Source organism: uncultured Vagococcus sp., assembly GCF_963518325.1.
GTDB lineage: Bacteria > Bacillota > Bacilli > Lactobacillales > Vagococcaceae > Vagococcus_D.
This window is the reverse complement of the sequence record NZ_CAUQJB010000007.1, coordinates 44,922-67,833: the sequence shown is the minus strand read 5'-3', so window position 1 is coordinate 67,833 and position 22,912 is coordinate 44,922. Positions and strand designations below refer to the sequence as shown.

Sequence of the window (22,912 nt, the reverse complement as noted above, 5' to 3'; positions counted from 1 at the left end):
GGCTTTTTCACTATTTTTTCTTTACAGAGTCCGGTTATAATGTTCAATTGTCATTTTCTCGATATTACTAATGTGATGATTAATTTCTTTTAATTGTTTTATGCTTAACTCAATCAATCGCTGATAATCTTCTTGGGTAAACTGATTATTGCGGTATTTTAACACAATGGTCTCTTTTTCCTGAAAAAGATAGGGATTATCGCTAAACAAGAGACTAATCTCGATTATTTGATAAATGCCGTGTAATTCTTTAAAAATATCCAAAGGAATAAACTTCAAGTATACGGAATAAAAATCTAAAATTTCTTTTTTGATGACCACTCCGACAGTTTCAAACTCTTCAAACAAGTGCTTTTCCACCGTCGACTCATTAATCAATTTATGATCAATCACATGGTTCTCATTAGCGCAAACATACGAAAAATTCTCCCCAGTCTTTTTTTGACTATTTTTATTAAAAACATCACCTAAATTATGTTTAATTAACCAAATCAATTGCTTTTGCTCTTCTTCTGCAATCGAAAAATACTCGGCGTCTTCTCGGAACTCATTTTCCTTCTCTTCCCGTCTCTTTAAGAAGCTTTCTAAAAAGAAAACAGTGGCATAAATTTCCAAGGGAGCAAAAGCCATTCCACTGAGAATAATAACTAAAATGGACTTAGGTGGCTCACCGATGAGCATTAATAAAAGGGTCGATAGTAAAAATATGCTGATGAGAATCAAAATAAATTTCATATGAGTCTTTTTTTCCATGGTAGGTCTCCTGTCATGTCATTTTTTTCGTCCTCGCCATAAGAGGTACACACATCCAAGTGCTAGTAACATTAGACCGGCACTTAGCCACTTAGTCACATCTAAAATAACTAGTTGAATGGGCGTAACCATTTTTTCACCTGTAAGTTCAAGCAATACATTACCAGATTCTCCCATTATTTTTGCTAAGAGTAACATCAATGTCATCAATAAAAATTGATGAGTTAAGCTTCCTTTATTTTGAGTCGTAAATTTAACTAACAGGCGCTGATCAACTGGGACATTTACTTTTTTATAATAATAATTGTTTAACCACGAGCTTGTGCCACTTCTAAAGAAACTAATGACTAACCACGCCACTACGGCCATCTCAGGAATCATTAAGAGCATAAATCCTATACTTAGTCCACCCATTAAAACAGGTAGTTCTTGCTGTTTTGGAAATAGCCCCGTCACTTTTTGTGTCCCAAACATCGCCAAAATCACACCTAGGGCATAAGGCATGTAAAGATGGGTCGCAACCTGACTGAAGCCATAGACTGCCCCAACATAAAGTGAACCAAATAAAAATAAAAAATTCCCAATCATGCCATTTATAAAGGTGAGTAAATTCAACCAAATCGGTAAACGCCACTTCTTATGGGCCCCTCCTAATAAGATAATCGAGATGATAAAAATCACTGAAAATCCAACAATCGCAATATCTAAGTCATTCAGACTAAACAACAACCGCCCACTGCGGAGAAGCAATAATAAGACAAAAAAAATACTAAAAACAATTAACTCTTTCCTTGATATCAAATGGGTATTGTCTTGATCGTTTTTTATAGGATAATCCGGATAACCTTTTACTGTGACCACCGCCATCACATAAAAACAAGCATATAAACTAAACATCACATTAATTTGTACCTCTCGTGGAAAAGACATTCCCCAAAAAAGCAAGACTAACAGAACTAAAGCAAACAAATAATTGGCCTGTTTCATATTAACAAATCCTTGTTGCTTTTCATGAAAATTGACAGTGAGGTTTGCAGGTTGCAACCAAGCAGCACTTAACCCCATTAAAATGCCAGATAATATATACAAAGGAAAATAGGCACTTCCCAATATACCAAAAAGCGAGCCAGCTCCACCTAAAAAAAACGAAACCATTAACAACCTAAAACTATCCAAGCCAACATTCAGACCTCTAATTAAAAAAATCCCTGTCATTCTAAACGTATAAAAAAGGACAAATGGCAATATTTTAAGCCAGCTTTCTCCATCACTTAATCCAATAAACAACAAATACGGAACGAGAATGACGGTGTTACTCAATACGAAAGGAGTCGTATGAATTAAATTTAAACTTATTTTTTTTAGTTTGCCACTCATCATTTAAAACTCCTCTGTCACTCTGTTTCCTCTAGGGTAGTTAAAGTTTATCATTAATTCTGTCATAATCCAATCAACAACCTTTTTCCTTATGGAAGATTAAAAAAAATCCATGAATCCTTATTAATAACCAAAGACCTATTCGGCTGATTTTTGTAAAAAATCATAACAAAAAGCTTCTACTTTAGCCAATTCATCCAGTTTGATGTCATAAGGAATACAGATAATCTCAGTGCCTTCCACTACTAGCCCGCTAATATCAGTGATAATCAGATCATAACCATCAGTTAAACTGGTCATATCCTCATAAGAAAAGAACAAGGAAACTGATACAAGCTTATCCAAACTACTTTGAATCAGTCTGAAATTATTTTTAAAGGTCAAGTCATTGTATTTTGAATACAAGGCGATTCTGACACGAGGTTGATTCAAATAACTCAATTCCCAAAAGTTCTCAAAAGCACTTATCACGTTATAAAATAGATTTTCCTGATTAAAATCAGGGTATTTTTTTACAAATCCCTTTAAGACATGGTTAAACTTAGTATATAAATAGGGCGATTGCCTTTTGACATTTTCAAGCATGACCTGTGATTGATCGACAATGATGGAACTGATTAATTGTTCTCTCAAGTTGATTGTGTACAAAGAAAAAACAAATTGTTCTTTCCTAGCTAGTGGGACCGTCAAAACACTATCAATAGCAGTGACTAATTCCCATAATCGATCGTATTCAGCCTGAACCGTTGGCTGTCGAAGCCCTTCAAGAAACGCTTCGTAAGACAAGAAAAATTGTTGGCCATCAGTATAGCACCAAATATCCGAATAGAAATCATGGTAAAAAGTTAATCCAACAGACTTAGAAAGGTCGCAGTTTAATTTTCTCACAGCCTCAGTCGCTGGCACTTCAGCAAGCCTTTTGGAAAATAAGTTAGTTGGCGATTGTTTAAGACGTATCGCTCTAATTAATACATATAAGGTCACCACATTTAAGTTAAATGAAAATAAGCGTGGGTTTCCAAGCTGATAGAACGCGTTTATCTTATTTAGAATGTCCTCAAAAACGTGTCGGTTAACAGGCATTTCGTCATTATATTTCTCAAAAAAATAGCTTCTAAAGAAAGCTAAAATAGCATGTTCCTCACCAATAATCTGAATTGGCTGAGCCATTGAAATAGTAAAACCTTTTTCGATAATAATCGTATTGATATAGTTAATTGAACGATAGAGGGTGGCATGACTCTGAAAAACAGCCTCAGCCAACCGATCTAAGTTTTCAAAGGAATTGAAAAAGAGCGTTTCCAAAATAATGAAATTTTGACTATCTTGAATTAACAGTGAATAAACATATTTAATTGAGTGACTAGCTGGAATTACTAATTTCAAGCCAGTTTTCAATGAGGTTCGAATAACCACAGGAAAAATCAGATGGTTGATGTATTTAATATCTGAACGCAAGGTCCGTTCACTGCAATTTATAGCTGAGGCAATCGTCTCACTAATCACCCAATCCTTACCGTATAAATGCTCAATTATTCCAAGAGCTCGTGCACTTTGCTTTGACAATAGTCTTTTCATTAAAAGTCTCCTCACTTAATGAGCGTTTATTACTATATTAACAATAAACTCTATTTTAAGCATTTAATCTGATTTTAAACATAAAAACCCACCTATCAAACGGATGGTCAACCCGCTAAGATAGGTAGAGCATTTTCAGTATTTCGCTTCAAATTAGTCCAACAAACCTTTTTGTTTCGAATACTCCATGTAATGGTACACTTTATCGATTTTATCGACTTTTATTCGATCAATTGTATCTTGTGAGTAAGTGCCAAGGATTTCTTGCTTTTGCAACTCCTCAATCATTGCTGCCAACTGATAATATTCGGTCAAAATTTCAGCTTCATTACTGTCACTTGGTTTATTTGGATGGGTATCATCAAACCCAAATCGCAGTGCTTTAGATAAGACTTGTTGAATTTCAGCACATTCTTCCATCGCCACAACTGTGAGATATTCCTTTAATTTCATTTTCATACACTCCGTTTTCTAATTTTTAACCCTTAATGTCACCATCATTCTCTGACTGGTCTCTCCTATCATACTCAGCCCCCCAAACATACATCGCTAACAAAATAGCCTTCATTGACATCCCCAGATCTGTAAGTTCATACTCTACTTTTGGCGGCACTACTGGATAAACTGTACGAGTAATCAGGCCATCCTTTTCCAGACCTTGAAGCTGATTAGCCAAAGACTTATGGGTAATGCTTTCAAGATGTCGTTGGATTTCGCTAAATCGCATTTTGCCATTTAACAATCTGAATAGAATAACCGGCTTCCATTTGCCACTAATTAAATTAACGGTGGTTTTTACTGGGCAGTCTAAACTTGACAATTTGATCACCTCATTCTTTAAGTATATTTTAGATACTAAGTATACCATAGGTCTATTTAATATAATGTATTACCGTACTTCCAATCTTTCTTTTATTTGTTATGATGATAGAAGAAAGGAAGGTGTATTTATGACACTAACAAATTTTATGGATGTATTTATTAACAGATATGCTTGCAAGCACTTTGACGCCACTAAAAAAATAAACTCAGAGGACTTTATGACCATTATGGAAGCGGCCCGTCTTTCTCCTAGCTCCTTCGGTTTTGAACCCTGGAAATTTTTACTAATCGAAAACGAACAAATTAAAAAAAATCTTCGACCTTTTGCTTGGGGGGCATTAAACAGTCTCGATGGGGCAAGTCATTTTGTGATTGCCTTATCCAGAAAAGCACTGACTGCTGAAAGCGACTATGCCAAGCACATCATAGAAGATGTCAAAGGTATTCCCTTAGAGCAAGCCCAGAAACAACTGGCCTTTTTTCAACAATTTCAAGCGAATGATTTTAAACTTTTAGATAATCACCGCACTCTATTTGATTGGTCCTCAAAACAAAGTTATATCCCATTGGCAAATATGATGACAGCTGCTCAATTTTTAGGAATTGACAGTTGTCCGATTGAAGGCTTTAATCAACAGCAAGTGGAGAATTATTTAACAAGCCAGTCACTGATGGATGACAAACAATTTGGCGTTTCTTATATGGTTAGTTTTGGATATGGTGCTACAGAACGGCCCCAGAAAAAACGTCAAAAAATGTCAGAAATCCTACAAGTCATTCCCTAATCTTTTTTCGACAATGTTCAACTGGAGCAACAATGGCTACGGATAGTCTGGTATAATGATAGTACCAATTTGTAATAACGAAATAAGCTAACAATGACGGCTCTCAATAGCATCCTAACGTTACATTTCGAAAGGCAGGCTTTTATGATTAAATCGACTATCCTTACTTATGCCCATGAACACTACAATAGCATACCAGAACATCCGTTTAAATCATCGCCCACAACAGCTGTTTTAAGACATCAAACAAACAGGAAATGGTACGGTGTTTTTATGACCTTATCAAAAAGGACACTTGGCATTGATTCAGATGAAAGGATGGATTTAATTCTCATCAAACTTCAGCCTGATTTAGTGGCTATTCTTAGAGCGAAAACTGGCTATTTTCCGGCTTACCATATGAATAAAGAACATTGGATCTCAATCACTTTAGACGGGACAGTCCCTGCCAAAGAAATCTGTTCATTACTTGACGATAGTTATTTATTAACCAAATAAGGACAACTGGCTAAGTGATCTAAAGTTTCACTTAGCCAGTTGTTCTTATCCCTTTGAACCCCTTAGATACTACTAGCCTTTGCGATACCTAATGGTGTCACAAACTGCGGGTAATCTGGGCGAATAACGGTGGCCCCAAGATACTTGGAAAAAGCAGCGGCAAATTCCTCAAAAAAACTGGCACCACCCACTACGTAAAGTGGTTCAATTGGATGTTTGGTTAAAATTGTTCTGAATCGTTGTTTTTTAATTTATGCCCATAGGCTTCACAAACTAGTTATATTAGTATAAAATAACATAGGCTATAATAATTCAAATTTATTTAGGCCGATGACACTTTAGGAGGAAAAAAATGAATAAACTAAAACGCAATCTTTTTATTAGTATGGCGTTAATTTGTCTAATAATGATCGCCGGTTGCTCTACCAAAGAAAAAGGAGCAGAACCTACAACAAAATCCAGTTCTACAGTCAGCTCTCAAGAAAAAAAAACTGATATCGACATCAGTTTGACCTTAATCAAGGATGACAAGGAACTTAGTCAGAAAACAGTTACGGTTCCTAAGGATACCAATTTAATGGACGCTCTCCAAGCTAATTTTGATGTTGTCGAAGATGGTGGTATGATTACCTCAATCGACGGTGTGGAGCAAAGTACAAAAGACAATACTTTTTGGACATATACTATTAACGATGAAATGGTCAATACTGGCGCAAAAGAGACGAAATTAACTGATGGAGACAAGGTAGTGTTTACCTATGCGAAATTCTAATAAACACACTGAAGGAGCCTCTGCTTTCTCTGTTAAGGAAATCGCTAACTTATCTCTAATGGTTGCGGCTTGTGTTGTGGGACGGTTATTGTTCCAATTTATCCCCAATGTCCAACCCATGACAACAATCTTATTAATAATGACCGTCCATCGAGGGTTTCGACAAGGTCTAATTGTCAGCTTACTTTCTGTAGTTATTACTAATTTATACTTAGGCATGGGGGTCTGGACGTTCGCTCAATTATTCAGCTACGCTCTTGTTATATCTTTAGTGACCTTTTTAGCTAAGTGGCCTCTTTTTAAGAAAAGTTTAATGCTTCAAACAGGCTTCAGTTTCCTAGCAGGCTTTTTATACGGCTTTATTATTAGTGTTGTCAGCTACAAAATGTATGGGATGACGGCCTTTTTACCTTACTATCTTCAAGGTCTCTCCTTTGATTTTCTTCATGCTATAGGCAATGCTGGTTTTTATCTTATTCTAGGGCCACTCTTCAAAAAGTTGCTGGATAAATACGACCCACAAATGACGTAACAATCACTCAAATAAGTACCGGAAGCTGATTTAAATCAGTCTCCGGTACTTATTTAGCTAACCAGCGTCTAGGTTCCTGTGACCTCCGCACCAGTAACAGGATAACTAATAACCAATTTTGATAACCGCTGATGTTGAGTCATTAATTGCCGTTAAATCAACTTCCAATTCTGATTAATCAAGTGGTCAAAATAGTGGTAGTCAATTGTTCTCTAATCCCTTAAAAATTCTCATCTCTTCAAAAAAGCCAGTTGCTTTTTGCTCAAATACTTTTGTAATAACCACGCCATAATCGTAAAGAAAATCGGGCCTATCATTAAAAAGAACACAGTGGCATAGTCCCTTTTAACCCAGGGTTGCAGAATCGTAAAAAAGATACTTACAACAATACTGCTACCCACACTCCAAGTTGCCCAATAATAGCTCCTTTTGGTTTTTAAGACACAAAAAGCACTGTCATCTTGCTTATTTTTCTTAAAAAAAGGAAAGGAATAAGCCACTAAAAAGTAAGGGATGGATCGGGAAATATTGGTCATCAAGGTTAGCTGCGTGTATAAATCATGGACGTATTTCCCACCAAATGATACTAACAAAATAAAACCAGAAACAAACAAGCATTGAATCCACATGGCATTAACGTGAATTCCCGACTGATTTTGATAGCGAATCTGTGGTGACCAATACTCCTTTGGCGTCCCTCTTAACAAACTCTTTAGAGGCACATAAATAATCGATGACAATAAACCTAAATAAGTAAAAAATAGGGCAAATCCTGTATAGCGTAGCACTAAGTTGGCGATTAATGTGGCTTTAGTGCCACTGCATCCTAAAGCTAGGGCTACTTGGTAACCTAAGTTCTCCATTAAAACATACATGGCATTTCCCAAATGAATCCGATCACCCGATAAAACAGCCTCCCATTGGACACTGCTCCCCCATAACATAATCCCCACTAAGTAATTAAAAACAATCAAGACTGTTCCAATCAAAATCGCAATTGGAAAGCGCCGTTTAGCGTTTTTGACTTGATCCACCATACTAGCCACTGTATCAAGTCCACCAAAAGCTGTGATGCCAAAAGTGAAAAAAGCTAAATTTCCTAAAATCCCACCGTAATTCGGATTGGGCGAGGAAACTAAAGCAAGCCCCTTTTTCAGTGGCTGGGCCATTTCTCCCCCATTATGAATCAGTAAATAACTGTTACCAATCAGTGCAATAGCAAACAACGATAAGACTAAGGTCCCCCCTAATAACATCATTCGCGACACTTGCCGAAAACCTAAGTTAACTAATTTAGTCATGATAATCACCGCTAAAACCGCTAAAATCCCGATAAACTGACGAATCGATAATCCCAAAACTGTGGTTTGCAGCTGAGTCTGATCTTGCCCAAACATAAAGATGGAAAAAGGGATCCACAATTTCATAAAAACACTCGTCATCCACAGAATGTAGCTACTGTACCATAAAAAAGTCGCAATAAAGGCCGATTTTTCCGATTGAGACGACTTTAACCAACTGTAGATACCACCTCCTTGATCTTTATAAGCTGAAGACAACTCTGAAACAATAAAGGTATAGGGAATAAAAAAGACAATGGCTGCAATCACATACCAAGGAATTGCCCCATACCCCATTAAATAAAAGGCATTTGACATGCTCGAAAATGAATAGACCGTTGTGGTAATCATTAAGACTAATTTTAACTGTGAAAGTGAGACTTGTTTGTCATCTGCCATCTTCACACTCTCCTACTCCTTGAACTATCATAGAACCTTGTCCTACAGATGCTTTCTTTTTACTGCCCGTAACGCGCCATCTGCCATAACGTTAGAACTCCCTTGTGGAATATCGCTCACCTTTTAAAAGTTCCTTCACTAAGGACACCATGGTACACTCCGGTGCTTCATACCTAACTTGATACCCGTCTTTTTTTATGGCCTTTGTCGTAACTGGTCCAATCGAGGCAAAGGCTACTTCAAAAGGATTATGCTGATAATACCGATAAAAATGTTGCCAAGCTGACGGGCTGGCAAAAATCACCATCGTCTCAGCAGGCTCTGTCAGCATCCATTTTTTTAGCTGACACTGCCGCTCTTGTAGAAAACCATTGTGATACAGCACAAAATCATCAACAAGATGTCCCGCTTCTCTTAGCTTTCCTTGAATAAGCTTACGAGATAAGTCACTTTGAGGAAAAAGAACTCTCTGAATTGTTTTTTGCTTCGCTAACCACTGTTCAAGAAATATCTCAGAGGTAAATACAGTGGGGTATTCTCCACGCAAGCGATCTTCTTCTCTAAGGGCCTCGAAGGTTTTTGAGCCAATCACAGCCAAAGAAGACTCACTGGGAACTTCACCATACGCTTGGTAAAAAAAGCGAACTGAGGCACTGCTTGTAAAAAATACCCAGTCATACTTACTGGACAGCGATAGTTTAGGTATCTCCGGCGATAAACACAATGAAATCAGAGGAATCTGTTGCCATTTAAGACCTTGACTCTCAATTTGCTTTTGAATGGACTTCTCAATTGGCTGCTCTCTTGTAAACAATAATGACCTAATCATAAAATCCGAGTTCGTTCATTAACTCAGCTGTTTTTTGTTGATAAAACCGATTGACTTTTGTACTGATACCTTCATTCTCGAGAAATCTCTGCTCTAGCAGTCTCACTGTCTGTTGTGTTAGACGCATTGCGACATCCCTTTTACGTGTGCCAACAATATAGGCTTTTTTCACTCTAAAACACCTCTCTTTCATTTAGACTTAAGCCAGTACGTTAAGTCTTCCTTGATCTTTTTGGCACGACTCGGGCTCTCTCCAAAGGTCGAAATGCCATAGAGAATTCCTTTATCTTCAACGGTAGCCATGTTATAGAAACTTGATGCGTCCTTTTGGCTTGTATTATTAACCCATTGCCCGGAATGACAGTCGCTGACAATTAATTGATTAGTAGCCTTATTATTGGTACAGGCAAAAATTAGCTCATAGCCGTCCACATCTCTAGGACGATAGTCACGCTGAATCCAGTTAACCCTGATTTCTGAGATTTCTTCCGCCAAGTCAGGACTAATAATAGTTACCTTTGCATCTGCCGCCAACAATCCCCTAACTTTGCCAGTGGCGACTTTCCCACCACCTACGACCAATACCGAACGATTAGTCAAATCAAGCATCAACGGATACATCGTCCCACTCCTTTCCACTCAGTTTTGAATTTTTTTCCCACATTGCTAATTAGTTATTTCTACTATTTTCAGTGGCTCATCCTTCACACTTACAAACAAAAAAAGCTTGATAATCTATTCACATATTGTAGCACATTCAATTTAATTTCAGTCATCATTTTTTTAAAACTGATAAACCCTCGCTCCAACCTAGGATTAGTCGAACACAACATATCCAGTAACCACGCCATTTGAAAGCCTACAGACAGGACAAAGGTTTCGATTGTAGGGGTTTTCCCTATATTTAACAATAGTCTTTTCCAGTGGTTCGATAGTTCCATCATTCACTAAAAAACAATCACATTCAAGAACCCTCTGTAGGGTATACGAGCATAACACTCCCACCTGAACCATCCTTTACCAACAAAAGAAGCAACACTTAAACCTTGCTTGATGTTTTTGAAGGTTATTTCTCACACTTATTAAATAACAAAAGGCACAAATAGAATCATTGCTGTAACTATTGTTTTATAAACCACATTCATTTGAGTCTTCAATAAGAGACCTGAACAAAACTTTTATATCAACGTTTTTTCTAATTCATGGTAGTGATTTAATAATGTTAATTCTGAGCAAAGCTACATTAAAAAAAAGAAAGGTTTTAACCTTTCTTTTTATCCTCTCCTTCGGTGATAAAATAACAAAAAAATCACAATTCTTTTCTAAGAAGTAACTCATAAGGTTCATCTGTTGGAAAAAAACCACCCACCGATTGATAACCTAATCGGTAATAGAGATGCTGCCCGTGTTCCAAAGCTGATGTCGACGTCATCACCGTCTTAAAGCCACGAGCTTTAAGGTCTTTTTCGAAATAATCAATTAGTGCGGATCCGTAACCAAGTTGTCGCTGCCCATCCTTTACAAACAACATATCCATAAAAGGAATAGACTCCCAGAAATAGCTGTATCGTAACCAGCCAATGACCTCCTCTGACTCTGCCAATAACACTCTTTTTTCCTCAATTGCACGGGTTAAAAATGGCTTTGTAATATGGCTATCCATTTTTAATAGTCCGTCAATATCCTTTTGATTCGCTAACCTAATCTTCATCGCTACTCTCCTTACGCCATAACTAATATCGCTAGACCTTACCGTATTTATCATAGCACAGCATTCATTTAGCTACAAAAAAGAGTAAGCAGATTTTTCCGCTTACCCCTCATTATTATTCCTTGACTATCGCCTAACTCGACCATCCCTACATCCCAATCTTAATCACATCAGTGATGATTAACCATGCTACAATAATGAAAATGATGGCAAGGATCGACAACACCCAATAAATAATCGTCAATAGTTTCTTCCCCATAGAACATACCCCATTACGTTTTACATCCCTATTATAAACAAAGATGATGAAAATTTGAAGAGAACAAACCATTAAATTATCCCAATGCTAAAAAGGCTTGGCCATTTTCGGTCAAACCCTTTCGAATGTACGATAACACTCTCAAACTTCAAACTGTTTCATCGAGGAACTAATTTGGGAAATAATATCTGTAGGCAAGACCACATACTGTTTTTCTCCCATCACTACTCCAATATAACTGTGGAGATAGACCGCAGCCAATATCCCTGTTAATGACAATTGAGCAGTAAAATTCGCAATCGTGCCTGTCAGCGTCTCTCCCATCCTTGCATGAATCGCTGCTTGACTTGCTAGACTAACGGCACCGCCATATTGCTGATCAGCACCAGTCAAACAAAGGCGGCCTATCCCTTTGTGCGAAATCGGCTTGCGTTTCATCATGAATTGCTTTAGGAACTCTTCAGATATTTTTTCATCATCACCCCACATTTCAATCAATTGTCAAAACGATTTTACCTAAAGAGCCCCTCTGCTTTATGACCATCTCATGAGCAAGTTTAGCTTCAGCCAAAGAAAAAATCTGCTCAACTATCGGCTTAACACCATGAGTAAGAGCGGCGTTTAAACGATGAGCATTCTGACCTTTTTGCTCTGGCGTCATGTTAGCCAATAGCATGCCAGTAATTTGAATCTCTTTATTCATAGCCAAACGGGGATTAATCTCAATGTCGCCACGATTGCCAACTATCACAATTCGTCCTTCTTTCGCCATCACGTCAAGATCGTTTTGCAAATTACGATTTGCCAACATTTCAATGACAACATCAACGCCTTTTCCTTCGGTCAAAAAAGAGAGGTTTTGGAGATAATCTGGCTCACGGTGATTTAAAACATGATCTGCACCAAGTGCCAATAACATCGCCAGGCCTTGTTCACTCCCTGCAGTCGCAATCACCTTGGATCCGCATAGTTTCGCCAGTTGAAGGGCAAGGCTTCCCACACCGCCAGAAGCACCATGAATCAACACGATTTCCCCAGGCTGAATTCGGGCCTTTTGATGCAAGGCTTGAATAGCCGTAAACCCGCTAGAACCAATTGCTGCCCCTTCTTCAAAACTCATTTCCTCTGGCAAATGATAGACTGACCCCACATCGCAAACAATTTTTTGAGCATAGGTTCCTGTCCCATGTCCTGTTAAGGTAGAGACATAAACCCGCTCACCGATATGAAATCCTTGGACATTTTTTCCTATTTTTTCAATGACTCCCGCGCCATCAGAGCCTGGCGTATAAGGTAATGAAGGCAACGCCGCATAATTTCCCGAACGAATATAGGTTTCCACCGGATTAATTCCAGTGGCTTTCAAACGAATACAGAGATCATTATCCCCCAGAACAGGCTCATCCATTTCCACGTAATTTAAGACATGACTCTCACCAAATGATGATACTTGAATTCCCTTCACTTAAATTCCTCCCTTAAACAGATAGTTGCTAACTCCATTCTATACCTGCCTTTTTCAATCGTCAATAAATGGGTTACCTACTTTCAGTTTGCTCTATTAAATGGTACCCACAGTTTTTTGGAAAACAACCTAAAGAAGGCTCAGGCAGTCTTGCGACTAGCTTCAGCCTATCCTTCGGAAAGTGTTATATTTTTAGCTATTAATTAAGACAATCGGTCTTTTAATTGACGCTTACGCTCGCCTTCCTTTTGCGGAACAACTGGAAACCCGATCCGACTGCTAATAGACACATCATCAGAGCTTCACTAATAAACAAACCAGACTGACTCAGATTAGGCAACAATCGATAAAAAATGGCGATTGAAATTGGCGCAAACGCAGCACCTAGATTAAAAGCAATCAATAACACCGACGTATTCTTCTTACCATTATTAGTTGGTTGATTTACTTCATTGAAAATGTATGGCACGAAGGTTCTAAAAGAGATCCCACACAAGACGACAGCTAGTGATGCCGTTACTAAATTAGTGGAAAGAGCTATTAACAACATCGCCAAGCTCAGGCCAATAAATGCCAGTGGCAATGTCCATGCCTTTAACCTCGCCACCACTGGTGAGAATAAGAAACCTGCTACCATAGCACCTAAGCCAACTAAAGCCATTAAGTTACTACCATCTGTGGCATCGCCAATTCCTTTCGACAATAATAAGCTAGTTAGCTTAACAGCCGGAGACATATAAATGGTTACTACTATCACTAACAACATCCCATATCCCCAGACTAAGCTATCCGCCTTTTCATCAGTCACCTCTTTAGCCTCTTCTGTTGCTGTGGATTTGGGGACAAACAAGCAGAATAAACAAAAAATCGGAAGGGCTAATCCATAAGCAAGAAAAGAGACCCGCCAGTTAATCATCAATAACTGACCAACTAAAAAAGTCATCATCATGCCGCCAATCCCTTCAAACGCACTTTGCAAGCCAATCATCTTGGCCAATTCAGCGCCACTATAAAGTTTGGAAGAGACAGCATATAACAACGGATTAAATAAACCAACCCCGACACCAAATAACAGTCGACTGAAAAATAACCAACCAAAAGAACCCGTCACCACTGGCAGCAAACCAGCAATTAACACCAGCAAGATACCCAACTGGATAATAGCAGTATCCCCTACTTTTGCCGCCAACTTAGAGCTTATCAGCACCGTTAAGATGATAAACAGGGACGGCATCGTCGTTAACAATTCAATGATGGTTTGATTCACATGGGGATAGGTTTGTTCGATAGCTGGAATATTAGCGGCGATTGCTCCACCAGAAACCACCAGCAAGGACACTGATAGTAGACTTAATTTAGAAATCGTCATACTAGACACTCCTATTCCGCTGAGTCAAAAATATCTTTAGCCAAGGCAAATGCTGTCCACGCTTTTGGCCACCCAGCATAAAAAGCTAAGTGAGTCATCATTTCGACGACTTCGTCCTTAGCGACACCATTATCTTTTGCTAATTTTAAATGCGCCTCAAGCTGTGGCGCTCCCATAGCCAACAAAGCTGAACACGTGATTAAACTGCGATCCCTGGCAGATAATTCTTCCTCTCGGGACCATACGTCACCAAATAAACAATCGTCATTTAAGGCCGCAAACTGAGGTGCAAACTCGCCTAACTTCATCCGACCAGCTGTTTGTTTTTTCATAAGTACTCTCCTTCATTAGTGCAAATGGTTGAGAAAATGGCTAGTTAATAACCATCGTCTACGTTCAGCTTTTCAGTTGAACAAACTCCTTTTTGTTGCCTTTATATCAGTAATCAAGTGGAACCTATCCAATCATTCAGCAAGATGTAAATAGCTTTCTTCGGAAATAGCTTCTAACCATTCAGGTGTCCCAGCAGTAATCGCAATATGCGTAAACCAACTATCGGATGTTGCCCCATGCCAATGTTTGACACCCTCATGAGTTGTCACCACATCACCTGCTTTTAAAAAACGAGCCGGCTTGCCAACCTCCTGATACCAACCTTCGCCACCCGTTACCAATAACAGCTGGAATCCATCGTGATGGATATGCCAATTATTACGACAGCCCGGCTCGAAAGTCACCGTCGCTACCCCAACATTAATCGCAGAATCCGCAATTAACGACTGCACATAACTTGTGCCAACAAAATAGTCTGCGAAGCCCTCATTCTTTTCTCCAAGAGGAAAAATAACCCCCTCTTTTACTTCCTTATGTTTGACCATTTTAACGTCCTCCTTCACTCATTCATCAGTAACTCAAAAAGCCCGATGATTACTTGTACCGTAATCATAGAGCTAAACTCATTATTAGTCTAATACCTATCTACTCATAGTCCTATGCTTGAAAAGCATGTTTAAAACGAGACAGTAACTCTTTAACGACTGGTGTTTGCAGTCGTTTCTTCCAAACAAGGACACATTTCGTTTTTACTTCTGGTTTAAGTGGAACAAAACGCAACTGGGACGACCCGTGATAGAGCGTTGCCCCTTCAACAGTCAAGGCCGATCCTACTTGATTTTCCACTAAGGCGAAGACATTAAAAATCAAATTGAAGGTCCCGACAATCGACAAATTCTCAAAGGCTAAACCGGACCAATGAGCTAGCAGTTCTTGAACCTCCAAACGACTTGAACACAACAAAGGCAGACCAGCTAAATCCCTTGGTTCTATTCCTTTTTTTTGACTTAAAATAGACTCTGTTGATACTAATAAGCCCCACCGCTCTTCTCGAGGCAGCACTAAACTCTCATACCGATCTGTACTAATCGGTTCAAGTAATATAGCTAGATCCAGTAAGCCCTTATCAAGCCTCTCCAACATATCATCACTGGTACCCGAGACAAGTTTAAAATGAACTTGAGGATAATCACTGACCAATTCTTCCAGCATCAAGGACAAGGTATCTGAATTATCCGCCTCAACACAACCAATAGAAAAGCTACCTGTCAACTGCTGACTTTTTTTATCAGATAAAGCTAGCGCTAACTGATCATTTAATGCTAAGATTTCTTCAGCCCGTTCTTTTAAAAAGTAACCATCTTCAGTCAATTCCAAGCTATTTTTTTCTCGGTGAAATAAGGGCAACCCCACTTGCTCTTCCAAGTCCTTAATTTGCCTGCTTAATGTTGGTTGGGTAATGGATAATAATTTAGCCGCTCTGGAAATATTTTTTTCTTCGGCAACCGTCCAAAAATAGCGTAATAGTCTTAGTTCCATCGTTTCCCTCTTCTCTTATCGTTTATTATACCAAGTTTTCTCCCCTTTTTTCAATCTCCTTACTCACTCAGTTTTATTGTTAAGGTTTAAACGAGAAAATTTAAGGATTAAGTACCACTTCGTCGATATTCTACAAAAAACAGTTTCACGAATACGCCTCGCGAAACTGTTCTCTATTTTTTATCGTCATAAGACCAGCCGACCACTAAACTCCATATACTCGATAATCGGTGTGACAAACACCACTTCCCCATTAAGCAAATAAACATTTGGCTTTTGGGGATCATCATAAATCAGCCCTTCAACATCCAATCCCATTTCAGCGACCATTTTAATGTCCGCAGCTTGGAAAATGAAGGCTTTAGCCTGACTTTCCGTTAATTTTCCAGCTTGAAATTCCCCTTTTATTCGGTCAACTTCACTACCTTCTAAGTCCAATCGTGAAACTAGTTCACTTTTTTCCGTCGCCACTTGAACGGGTTCGCCTAAGATGACAATAGCGTCAGCTTTACTGTACTGCTTAAAATCAGGTACAACAGCTCCAAAAGATTGGCCATCATTAAAATAGCCGATTTCTTCACTTTCATCTGGATCACTAAAAACCTTAGTGGACACTACTTGTTCCTGTTTCGCAGACTCCTTAGTTCTCTCGTGTTTAGACTCACTAGTCTCAGACGATACCACTGTAGCTTCAGTGGCTTTTTTAACCCTTTTTCGTCTTCTTGTGTGTTTTGCTTTCCTTGATTCTGTCGTTTCTTCCCGATTGGCAGATGCCTCTTTTGTCGACTCAACTTCTTGCTTGCCAGTACAGCCACAGAGCAAAACCACCATTAAACTAACAACTAACCACTTTTTCATATTCTTCCCCTAACGTTATATGTTTGAATGGCGCCCTCCAATATTAAGGATTTAGCATCCAAATTATATAGCACTTCTGCAAACATTTTTTGCTTCATGGCTCTTAACAATCAAAATCGTCTCTTCTTGACTTTCTTCAGCTTCATTTTGTTTGCCTAGGTATTTTTTACCTACAATTATTAAACGAACCATTAGAAGTGTTACGTCAATAGATAATGACCCCTTCAAATTTTTTAATTGCCGTTCACCTACTACTTTTCTAATTACTCTAATAATAACATAAATCCTTTTCTTATGTGCATGTACTTCTTAAATAGAAAACACAGTTGATTTGCACCCGAAAGGCCCTAAGATAGTCACAAAAACACCATGGCTTCAACAACACATTCAGCTATTTTTATAATTTTCACCTTGACAAGCAAGCGTTTTCACTGTATACTTGTTGAAAGGTGACATTTCGCTTTTTTGAAAGGACATTCTTATTACTGGATAAAATAACTACTTTTTTATTGTGATTTGTTTGCCCATTATCACCCTAAAAAGGACGTAAACGCTCAGGCGACATAGGATTTATAACAAGCAACCCTCTGTAAAAACTTCATAAACAGCATTATATCGCCAATAAAATATATTTAAATAACAATTTTCATGATTTTTACGTAAACGCCGCGTTTACATTACCGACAATGAAAAATAATAATTTTAACCTATCATCGTTTTAAAAATATAAATATAACAGGCCGTTCGCTTCTTACTTAGTTGCGTTATTATCGTCATACTTATGTCCACTTGGGACCAAATGCCACTCAGGTTATTTGAGTCAATCTTTAACTGTCTTAAAAAATGCACCTTTCCTAATGTTTAGGAGAGGTGCTTTACTGTTTAATCTGATTGTATCCTCAGAGCAATTCGAGCCAAACTATTTTCAATGAATCCGTCCCAGATTTACCAAAAGAGTTTGAAACATCTAAATCAGCATCTTGTTACTGGCAATACAACCTACTCTGTATGCGCTCATGAAGATCTGGCAACATCAATAGCCACCACACTTGAGGATGGGATATAAACACCCATGATGCTCATTCCTCCTCTCTATTTTTTTAGGTGAACCTTTTATCCAGTTGTCTTTTTTCATCAGTTTCCCCTACTGATCCCTATGATCGGCCACATAACCATCTCGATTTAATGCCAACCAAAAAAACGAGTAGTCAACAGAGGCTTAATCGCCATCTGTGACTACTCGTATAAATTTAGGCATAAGGTCAATTAGGTTATACTGATGGCGTCACTGAACGTGAGACCCTCTTCTTTAATTGCATATAAACCATATTCAAAATAAGACCAACTACTGCCACAACGATTGCCACATAAAATGCTTTAGTGAAATCCCCATGATTAGCCGTTGCCATTCCAGCCGCTACTTTTGGTGCAAAGAACGCTGCGGCAGAATAGCCACAAAAAACGATGCCATAGTTAACGCCTTGATTAACAGGTCCATAATTTTCCATGACCATCGGAGGAAAAACGCCCATTACGCCACCAAAACACAAACCAAGAATCACGATGCCAGTAGCAAAGCCGATTTGTGATGATAAAACTACCAAGATGAAAAAGGCTAAAATAATCATGCTTAAAATCACCGACAAGGTATGGTTACGACCTAGTTTATCCGACACCGTCCCCAAAACAACCCGCCCTGCACAATTACTTAAGGAATACAGACTCACGTAAAAGGCCGCTGTTGCTGGTGATAAAGCAAACATTTGCTGACCGATTACTGACGCATTCGACGCAATCATCAGACCTGAAAATGCCCCAGTAAACAACATTAAAAAGATTAGATAGAAAAAGGGTGTCTGAAACATCTTTTGCCAGTTTTTGTTGACCAAGGTGTTACCACCTTGGGATTGGGGAGGTGTCCAGCCTTCCGGTTGATAATTTGCTGGTGCTGTTTTAATAAAGAAGAAAGCCACTGCCACAATAACCATATAGGCAATACCTAATACCCGAAAAGCATACATAGGGTCAAACTGCTCAATTAAGTAATTACCGATGGGCGCCGCGATGATTGCGGCACCACCCATCCCAGCTGTAATAATCCCTGACGCTAACCCTCGTTTATCTGGAAATAATTTAATCGCATTACTCAAACAACCTGAATATGCCAACCCTTGACCCAAGCCACCAATGACACCGTAAGTTAAATATAGCATCCCGGGACTGCTTGCAAAGCCAGTCAAGAAAAAGCCTAAGCCAAACAATAAACCACCAATCCCAATCGCCCATTTCGCCAAGCCTTTATCCGTTAAAAAACCACCTAAAATCATTGGAATTGGCCCAATTGCTGCATTAATGGTAAAAGCTAACATTATTTCCGCCATTGTCCAGCCTTTTGTAGCACTCATCGGGCCTGCAAAAACACTAAACGCATAAACTGCTCCTGTACAAAGCAGCACAATAGTCGACGCTCCTAATACTTGCCAACGTTTAATCATCGTCATTCTCCTTTTTTTTGATAATCCAACCCTTAATTTCCTAATTCCTTAACAGCTGTTACACCTGCAATTCGCCCAAAGGTAAAGATATCAGTCAATGAATTACCGCCTAAACGATTCCCAGCATGAATCCCACCAGCCACTTCACCGGCTGCATATAATCCGGCAATCATTTTTCCATCCGTATCCAAGACATGGGTCTCGGTATCAATTTTTAAACCACCCATTGTGTGATGCACTGCAGGTTTTCTTGGCGTGGCATAAAAAGGCGCCACAGTTACTTTCAAATCAAAGACGTCTTTGCCAAATTCCGGATCAAACCCTTTATCTACATATGTGTTATAAGCTGAAATCGTTGATTCAAAAACCTCAGGATCGATGCCTAATTGCGTCGCTAAACCAGCCAAGGTTTCATCACGGAATAAGGTTCCCGCTGCTACTTGCTTCTCAATTTTTTCCTGTGTCGTATTGTAAGCCGTCTTCTTAATCTCATCATCAGCAATCAGATAGAACAATCCACCGTTATCAATGGCAGCCTGGGTCAAAGCATCTCGACTCCCATACTCGTTTACAAACCGTTTGCCAACCTGATTAACCATCACAAAATTTTGTGGCGGTACTTGAAGCCCACTAAATAAAGCCCCTGTTTCTGGATCAGAGACAGGCATCATTTGTGAGAATCCCATTCCGACTAAATCTGCACCAACACTTTGGCCTAAGATTATCCCATCTCCAGTAATCGCGGGCGAATTAGACGTTTTTATGTCATCGTTAATCTCTGTCCAGTACGTGTTATATTCTTTTAACATTTTCGTATTGGCACCAAAACCGCCTGAAGCCAAAATCACCGCTTCACCTCGAGCAGTAACTTGTTGGCCGTTCATGCCTTCCCCAATGACCCCAACAACCCGTCCTTCTTCGAAGATTAACTCCTTAACCCCAGTATCCGTAATAATCACACCGCCATTGTCTTCCACAAAACGTTGGAGAGCAGATACATAGGCATAACCTTCATTTTTAAGAGGCTTATGGCCGCGACGCCATAAAGCACCAACAGGCATCGTCACCTCTTCCTTATCAAACTCAACCCCGATTGACTCAAGCCACTCAACGGATTCAAGACCTTTATCTGTCAGTAGTTTAACTAAATCATATTGTCCATAAATTTCGTTGCCTTGTTGATCCCTTCGTTTACCACCTAAATAGGTTTGAATTCGATAAAAAAGCTCTGAATCAAACAAATAGTGGTGATGATTGGATGTCTCAGTCAAATAAGTCCCAATTTGCGTTTTAAGGGCCCGAAAATCTTCAAGATAATCCTCATCAATTGTTCCTTCATCGATTGCCACAATCTCTTCTAACGTATGACTTTCACCTGGAATGGCGTCAAAGGTATTTTGCCACTGTGGGTTTGCCGCATTCATAGGGCCACCTGTCCGAACGGTATTACCACCAACTGCTGGGAATTTCTCCACAACAATCACGCGTTTTCCTTCTTGTAACACCTTCGCCGCCGCCGTCAAGCCTGCTCCACCAGCACCTACCACGACCACATCCGCTGCATATGCCACATCTTCCGTCTCTAAAGCACTTGGGGCCTTTGGTCGTTTTCTGAGAATATCAGGATTTGAACCAGCCAACTTAATCGCCTTGGCGACACCATCGATGACCCCATTACTTGTAACGGAAGCGCCAGATAAAATATCCACATTCAACGTTTGGCCTTCTATGATTTGTTTAGGAATCCGAGTAAAAACCACATCAGCTATTCCTTCTGATTCACCTGATGTATCAATCTCAATATCTTCAATCCGGTTGTTGGCTAAGGTTACTACCATGGGAATATCCCCATTATGACCAGGGGTTGTGACGGTAAATGAGCCTGATTCAAATTGGACTTCTTCTGGCAGACTTAGTAAATTGGCTACTTCAGTAAAACGTAAAAAGCGCCAGAAACAACTTTCCAGAAAATCAACCGTCCGTTCATCTTTAATCATTCCTTGATGATCGAAGGCATGATGGGCACGACCTAACAAAAATTCATAACCAGGCATAACCGTAGCATTAACACCAGGTGCATCAAGAATTTGACGTAAATGCAATTGGGCCCTGGAAGACCCTTGAACATCATAAGATGCCCCAACAATCATCACCGGTTTACCATCTAAAGGATGTAAGTTAAAGGATAACCACTCTAAAATACTTTTTAAAGCAGAAGGAATGGAATGATTGTGTTCTGGCGTCGCAATAATCACCCCATCAGCCGCTATAATCTTAGTGTTAAACTCTTGAATAACCTGACTAGTTGACTGATCATCAGATTCATTAAACATGGGAACATCCTTTAGTTCCAAAATCTCAATCTCAACTTGATGACTAAAGTGTTTTTGCATAAACTGAACCAACATTCGATTATACGAGACCTTTGCATTCGTTCCAACAATTCCGATAAATTTCATTAGATTGACCCTCCATCTGCTACTTGTTCCCATGAAAACTGTTTATTCTTTTCCGCCTTAAAACGATGATCTTTAACTAATTGATTGGTCATTTCTACAAATAAACTAAATTCGTCAAAACATTCGTCCAACTCTTTTACCTTGTCTTCATAAACTAAATGCCCCTCTTCATCAAATGCGTCCAAAGAACGTCCTAATAAAAACTCTGAACTAGGCATAATTCGTGCTTTTAATTCAGGTGAATCCAATATTTGGCGCAAATGAGCCTGTGCTCGAGAAGAACCCAATGCACCATGAGAAGCCCCGACAATCATCACTGGTTTATCAATCAGCGGACGAGTCGTATAGGACAACCACTCGAGAGCACTTTTTAAAGCAGCTGGGATAGCATGATCGTACTCCGGAGTGCTGATGATTACCCCATCAGCCGACTGTATTTTATCCGATAATTCTTTAATACCAGCAGGAGCCGTTTTATCCTCTGGCTCATTAAAGGCTGGTAAATCTTTGATTTCGCAAACCTCAATAAAGGCTTGTTCTGAAAAGTGTGCTTGCATAAACTGTAATAAGCGCCGATTCGTTGATTCATTTGAATTGGTTCCAACAATACTGACTAATTTCATGGAATAACTCCCTTTCTTGTGTGGTATTGAACAATCATCCCCAAAAAAATGATCTGATACCATTATTCGATAGGCCCTTTAGCTAATGATTAAACAGTCTACCGCTTTAATTAGTA

24 protein-coding genes are annotated in these 22,912 nt (G+C 39.0%); 4 read left to right on the top strand and 20 right to left on the bottom strand.

All coding sequences use genetic code 11. The features are described from left to right. Positions 1–21: 21 nt before the first annotated feature. From RWN13_RS08375 to RWN13_RS08355, 5 genes are all read right to left on the bottom strand, one after another. On the bottom strand, positions 22–753 hold the full coding sequence (locus RWN13_RS08375; RefSeq protein WP_314062122.1) for a hypothetical protein: 732 nt from the start codon (positions 751–753) through the stop codon (positions 22–24). Positions 754–771: 18 nt separating this feature from the next. Next, positions 772–2,133 (bottom strand): hypothetical protein, encoded by a 1,362-nt coding sequence (locus RWN13_RS08370; RefSeq protein WP_314062121.1) that lies wholly within the window; start codon positions 2,131–2,133, stop codon positions 772–774. Between the two features lie 135 nt (positions 2,134–2,268). Further along, positions 2,269–3,708, bottom strand: coding sequence for a helix-turn-helix domain-containing protein (locus tag RWN13_RS08365; protein WP_314062119.1), 1,440 nt, complete (start codon positions 3,706–3,708; stop codon positions 2,269–2,271). Between the two features lie 153 nt (positions 3,709–3,861). Continuing rightward, a complete protein-coding gene (locus RWN13_RS08360; protein ID WP_314062117.1) occupies positions 3,862–4,161 on the bottom strand; it encodes a hypothetical protein in 300 nt (99 codons plus the stop codon). 25 nt (positions 4,162–4,186) lie between these two features. Then, a complete protein-coding gene (locus RWN13_RS08355) occupies positions 4,187–4,528 on the bottom strand; it encodes a helix-turn-helix domain-containing protein (RefSeq protein ID WP_314062115.1) in 342 nt (113 codons plus the stop codon). Between the two features lie 130 nt (positions 4,529–4,658). On the opposite strand from RWN13_RS08355, the gene RWN13_RS08350 reads away from it, so the two are divergent. The 4 genes from RWN13_RS08350 (at position 4,659) to RWN13_RS08335 (ending at position 7,117) form a co-directional block, all read left to right on the top strand. Then, positions 4,659–5,315, top strand: coding sequence for an NAD(P)H-dependent oxidoreductase (locus tag RWN13_RS08350; RefSeq protein WP_314062113.1), 657 nt, complete (start codon positions 4,659–4,661; stop codon positions 5,313–5,315). Positions 5,316–5,459: 144 nt separating this feature from the next. Next, on the top strand, positions 5,460–5,813 hold the full coding sequence (locus RWN13_RS08345) for an MmcQ/YjbR family DNA-binding protein (protein ID WP_314062111.1): 354 nt from the start codon (positions 5,460–5,462) through the stop codon (positions 5,811–5,813). 352 nt (positions 5,814–6,165) lie between these two features. Beyond that, positions 6,166–6,585 (top strand): DUF4430 domain-containing protein, encoded by a 420-nt coding sequence (locus RWN13_RS08340; RefSeq protein ID WP_314062109.1) that lies wholly within the window; start codon positions 6,166–6,168, stop codon positions 6,583–6,585. Next, on the top strand, positions 6,572–7,117 hold the full coding sequence (locus RWN13_RS08335) for an ECF transporter S component (protein ID WP_314062108.1): 546 nt from the start codon (positions 6,572–6,574) through the stop codon (positions 7,115–7,117). The genes RWN13_RS08340 and RWN13_RS08335 overlap by 14 nt, the downstream gene beginning before the upstream one ends. A 230-nt stretch (positions 7,118–7,347) precedes the next feature. Here RWN13_RS08335 and yjeM read toward each other — a convergent pair whose 3' ends face one another. The 15 genes from yjeM to RWN13_RS08265 form a co-directional block, all read right to left on the bottom strand. Then, positions 7,348–8,856: a glutamate/gamma-aminobutyrate family transporter YjeM gene (yjeM, locus tag RWN13_RS08330; RefSeq protein WP_314062106.1), complete on the bottom strand. Its 1,509-nt coding sequence runs from the start codon at positions 8,854–8,856 to the stop codon at positions 7,348–7,350. 91 nt (positions 8,857–8,947) lie between these two features. After that, positions 8,948–9,685, bottom strand: a complete 738-nt coding sequence (locus RWN13_RS08325; protein ID WP_314062104.1) for a uroporphyrinogen-III synthase — start codon at positions 9,683–9,685, stop codon at positions 8,948–8,950. A 189-nt stretch (positions 9,686–9,874) separates the two neighbouring features. Then, positions 9,875–10,306, bottom strand: coding sequence for a bifunctional precorrin-2 dehydrogenase/sirohydrochlorin ferrochelatase (locus tag RWN13_RS08320; RefSeq protein ID WP_314062103.1), 432 nt, complete (start codon positions 10,304–10,306; stop codon positions 9,875–9,877). Positions 10,307–10,395: 89 nt separating this feature from the next. After that, positions 10,396–10,626, bottom strand: coding sequence for a hypothetical protein (locus RWN13_RS23625; RefSeq protein ID WP_399553644.1), 231 nt, complete (start codon positions 10,624–10,626; stop codon positions 10,396–10,398). Positions 10,627–10,994: 368 nt separating this feature from the next. Next, entirely contained in the window at positions 10,995–11,396 is a 402-nt protein-coding gene (locus RWN13_RS08315; protein ID WP_314062102.1) for a GNAT family N-acetyltransferase, read from the bottom strand. Positions 11,397–11,796: 400 nt separating this feature from the next. Then, positions 11,797–12,096, bottom strand: a complete 300-nt coding sequence (locus RWN13_RS08310; RefSeq protein ID WP_314062100.1) for a hypothetical protein — start codon at positions 12,094–12,096, stop codon at positions 11,797–11,799. Between the two features lie 49 nt (positions 12,097–12,145). Continuing rightward, positions 12,146–13,120, bottom strand: a complete 975-nt coding sequence (locus RWN13_RS08305) for an NADPH:quinone reductase (protein WP_314062098.1) — start codon at positions 13,118–13,120, stop codon at positions 12,146–12,148. A gap of 220 nt (positions 13,121–13,340) precedes the next feature. After that, entirely contained in the window at positions 13,341–14,489 is a 1,149-nt protein-coding gene (locus RWN13_RS08300; protein WP_314062096.1) for an MFS transporter, read from the bottom strand. 11 nt (positions 14,490–14,500) lie between these two features. Then, positions 14,501–14,821 carry a carboxymuconolactone decarboxylase family protein gene (locus RWN13_RS08295; RefSeq protein ID WP_314062094.1) on the bottom strand — a complete coding sequence of 107 codons (321 nt, stop codon included), beginning with the start codon at positions 14,819–14,821 and terminating at the stop codon, positions 14,501–14,503. A gap of 132 nt (positions 14,822–14,953) precedes the next feature. Further along, positions 14,954–15,367: a cupin domain-containing protein gene (locus RWN13_RS08290; protein ID WP_314062092.1), complete on the bottom strand. Its 414-nt coding sequence runs from the start codon at positions 15,365–15,367 to the stop codon at positions 14,954–14,956. Between the two features lie 112 nt (positions 15,368–15,479). Next, complete coding sequence (locus tag RWN13_RS08285) at positions 15,480–16,361, bottom strand: LysR family transcriptional regulator (RefSeq protein WP_314062091.1); 882 nt, start codon at positions 16,359–16,361, stop codon at positions 15,480–15,482. A gap of 186 nt (positions 16,362–16,547) precedes the next feature. Beyond that, positions 16,548–17,219 carry a DUF4947 domain-containing protein gene (locus RWN13_RS08280; protein WP_314062090.1) on the bottom strand — a complete coding sequence of 224 codons (672 nt, stop codon included), beginning with the start codon at positions 17,217–17,219 and terminating at the stop codon, positions 16,548–16,550. A 1,271-nt stretch (positions 17,220–18,490) separates the two neighbouring features. Next, positions 18,491–19,720, bottom strand: a complete 1,230-nt coding sequence (locus RWN13_RS08275) for an OFA family MFS transporter (RefSeq protein ID WP_314062088.1) — start codon at positions 19,718–19,720, stop codon at positions 18,491–18,493. A gap of 26 nt (positions 19,721–19,746) precedes the next feature. After that, complete coding sequence (locus RWN13_RS08270; protein ID WP_314062087.1) at positions 19,747–22,173, bottom strand: FAD-dependent oxidoreductase; 2,427 nt, start codon at positions 22,171–22,173, stop codon at positions 19,747–19,749. After that, complete coding sequence (locus RWN13_RS08265; RefSeq protein WP_314062085.1) at positions 22,173–22,796, bottom strand: NADPH-dependent FMN reductase; 624 nt, start codon at positions 22,794–22,796, stop codon at positions 22,173–22,175. The genes RWN13_RS08270 and RWN13_RS08265 overlap by 1 nt, the downstream gene beginning before the upstream one ends. Positions 22,797–22,912 lie beyond the last annotated feature (116 nt).

What these genes read in the sequence shown, in the direction of transcription:
- RWN13_RS08375 (WP_314062122.1), bottom strand. Translation starts at nt 753, where the DNA reads ATGGAAAAAAAGACTCATATGAAATTTATTTTGATTCTCATCAGCATA.
- RWN13_RS08370 (WP_314062121.1), bottom strand. Translation starts at nt 2,133, where the DNA reads ATGATGAGTGGCAAACTAAAAAAAATAAGTTTAAATTTAATTCATACG.
- RWN13_RS08365 (WP_314062119.1), bottom strand. Translation starts at nt 3,708, where the DNA reads ATGAAAAGACTATTGTCAAAGCAAAGTGCACGAGCTCTTGGAATAATT.
- RWN13_RS08360 (WP_314062117.1), bottom strand. Translation starts at nt 4,161, where the DNA reads ATGAAATTAAAGGAATATCTCACAGTTGTGGCGATGGAAGAATGTGCT.
- RWN13_RS08350 (WP_314062113.1), top strand. Translation starts at nt 4,659, where the DNA reads ATGACACTAACAAATTTTATGGATGTATTTATTAACAGATATGCTTGC.
- RWN13_RS08345 (WP_314062111.1), top strand. Translation starts at nt 5,460, where the DNA reads ATGATTAAATCGACTATCCTTACTTATGCCCATGAACACTACAATAGC.
- RWN13_RS08340 (WP_314062109.1), top strand. Translation starts at nt 6,166, where the DNA reads ATGAATAAACTAAAACGCAATCTTTTTATTAGTATGGCGTTAATTTGT.
- RWN13_RS08335 (WP_314062108.1), top strand. Translation starts at nt 6,572, where the DNA reads ATGCGAAATTCTAATAAACACACTGAAGGAGCCTCTGCTTTCTCTGTT.
- yjeM (WP_314062106.1), bottom strand. Translation starts at nt 8,856, where the DNA reads ATGGCAGATGACAAACAAGTCTCACTTTCACAGTTAAAATTAGTCTTA.
- RWN13_RS08325 (WP_314062104.1), bottom strand. Translation starts at nt 9,685, where the DNA reads ATGATTAGGTCATTATTGTTTACAAGAGAGCAGCCAATTGAGAAGTCC.
- RWN13_RS08320 (WP_314062103.1), bottom strand. Translation starts at nt 10,306, where the DNA reads ATGTATCCGTTGATGCTTGATTTGACTAATCGTTCGGTATTGGTCGTA.
- RWN13_RS23625 (WP_399553644.1), bottom strand. Translation starts at nt 10,626, where the DNA reads ATGGAACTATCGAACCACTGGAAAAGACTATTGTTAAATATAGGGAAA.
- RWN13_RS08315 (WP_314062102.1), bottom strand. Translation starts at nt 11,396, where the DNA reads ATGAAGATTAGGTTAGCGAATCAAAAGGATATTGACGGACTATTAAAA.
- RWN13_RS08310 (WP_314062100.1), bottom strand. Translation starts at nt 12,096, where the DNA reads ATGATGAAACGCAAGCCGATTTCGCACAAAGGGATAGGCCGCCTTTGT.
- RWN13_RS08300 (WP_314062096.1), bottom strand. Translation starts at nt 14,489, where the DNA reads ATGACGATTTCTAAATTAAGTCTACTATCAGTGTCCTTGCTGGTGGTT.
- RWN13_RS08295 (WP_314062094.1), bottom strand. Translation starts at nt 14,821, where the DNA reads ATGAAAAAACAAACAGCTGGTCGGATGAAGTTAGGCGAGTTTGCACCT.
- RWN13_RS08290 (WP_314062092.1), bottom strand. Translation starts at nt 15,367, where the DNA reads ATGGTCAAACATAAGGAAGTAAAAGAGGGGGTTATTTTTCCTCTTGGA.
- RWN13_RS08285 (WP_314062091.1), bottom strand. Translation starts at nt 16,361, where the DNA reads ATGGAACTAAGACTATTACGCTATTTTTGGACGGTTGCCGAAGAAAAA.
- RWN13_RS08280 (WP_314062090.1), bottom strand. Translation starts at nt 17,219, where the DNA reads ATGAAAAAGTGGTTAGTTGTTAGTTTAATGGTGGTTTTGCTCTGTGGC.
- RWN13_RS08275 (WP_314062088.1), bottom strand. Translation starts at nt 19,720, where the DNA reads ATGACGATGATTAAACGTTGGCAAGTATTAGGAGCGTCGACTATTGTG.
- RWN13_RS08270 (WP_314062087.1), bottom strand. Translation starts at nt 22,173, where the DNA reads ATGAAATTTATCGGAATTGTTGGAACGAATGCAAAGGTCTCGTATAAT.
- RWN13_RS08265 (WP_314062085.1), bottom strand. Translation starts at nt 22,796, where the DNA reads ATGAAATTAGTCAGTATTGTTGGAACCAATTCAAATGAATCAACGAAT.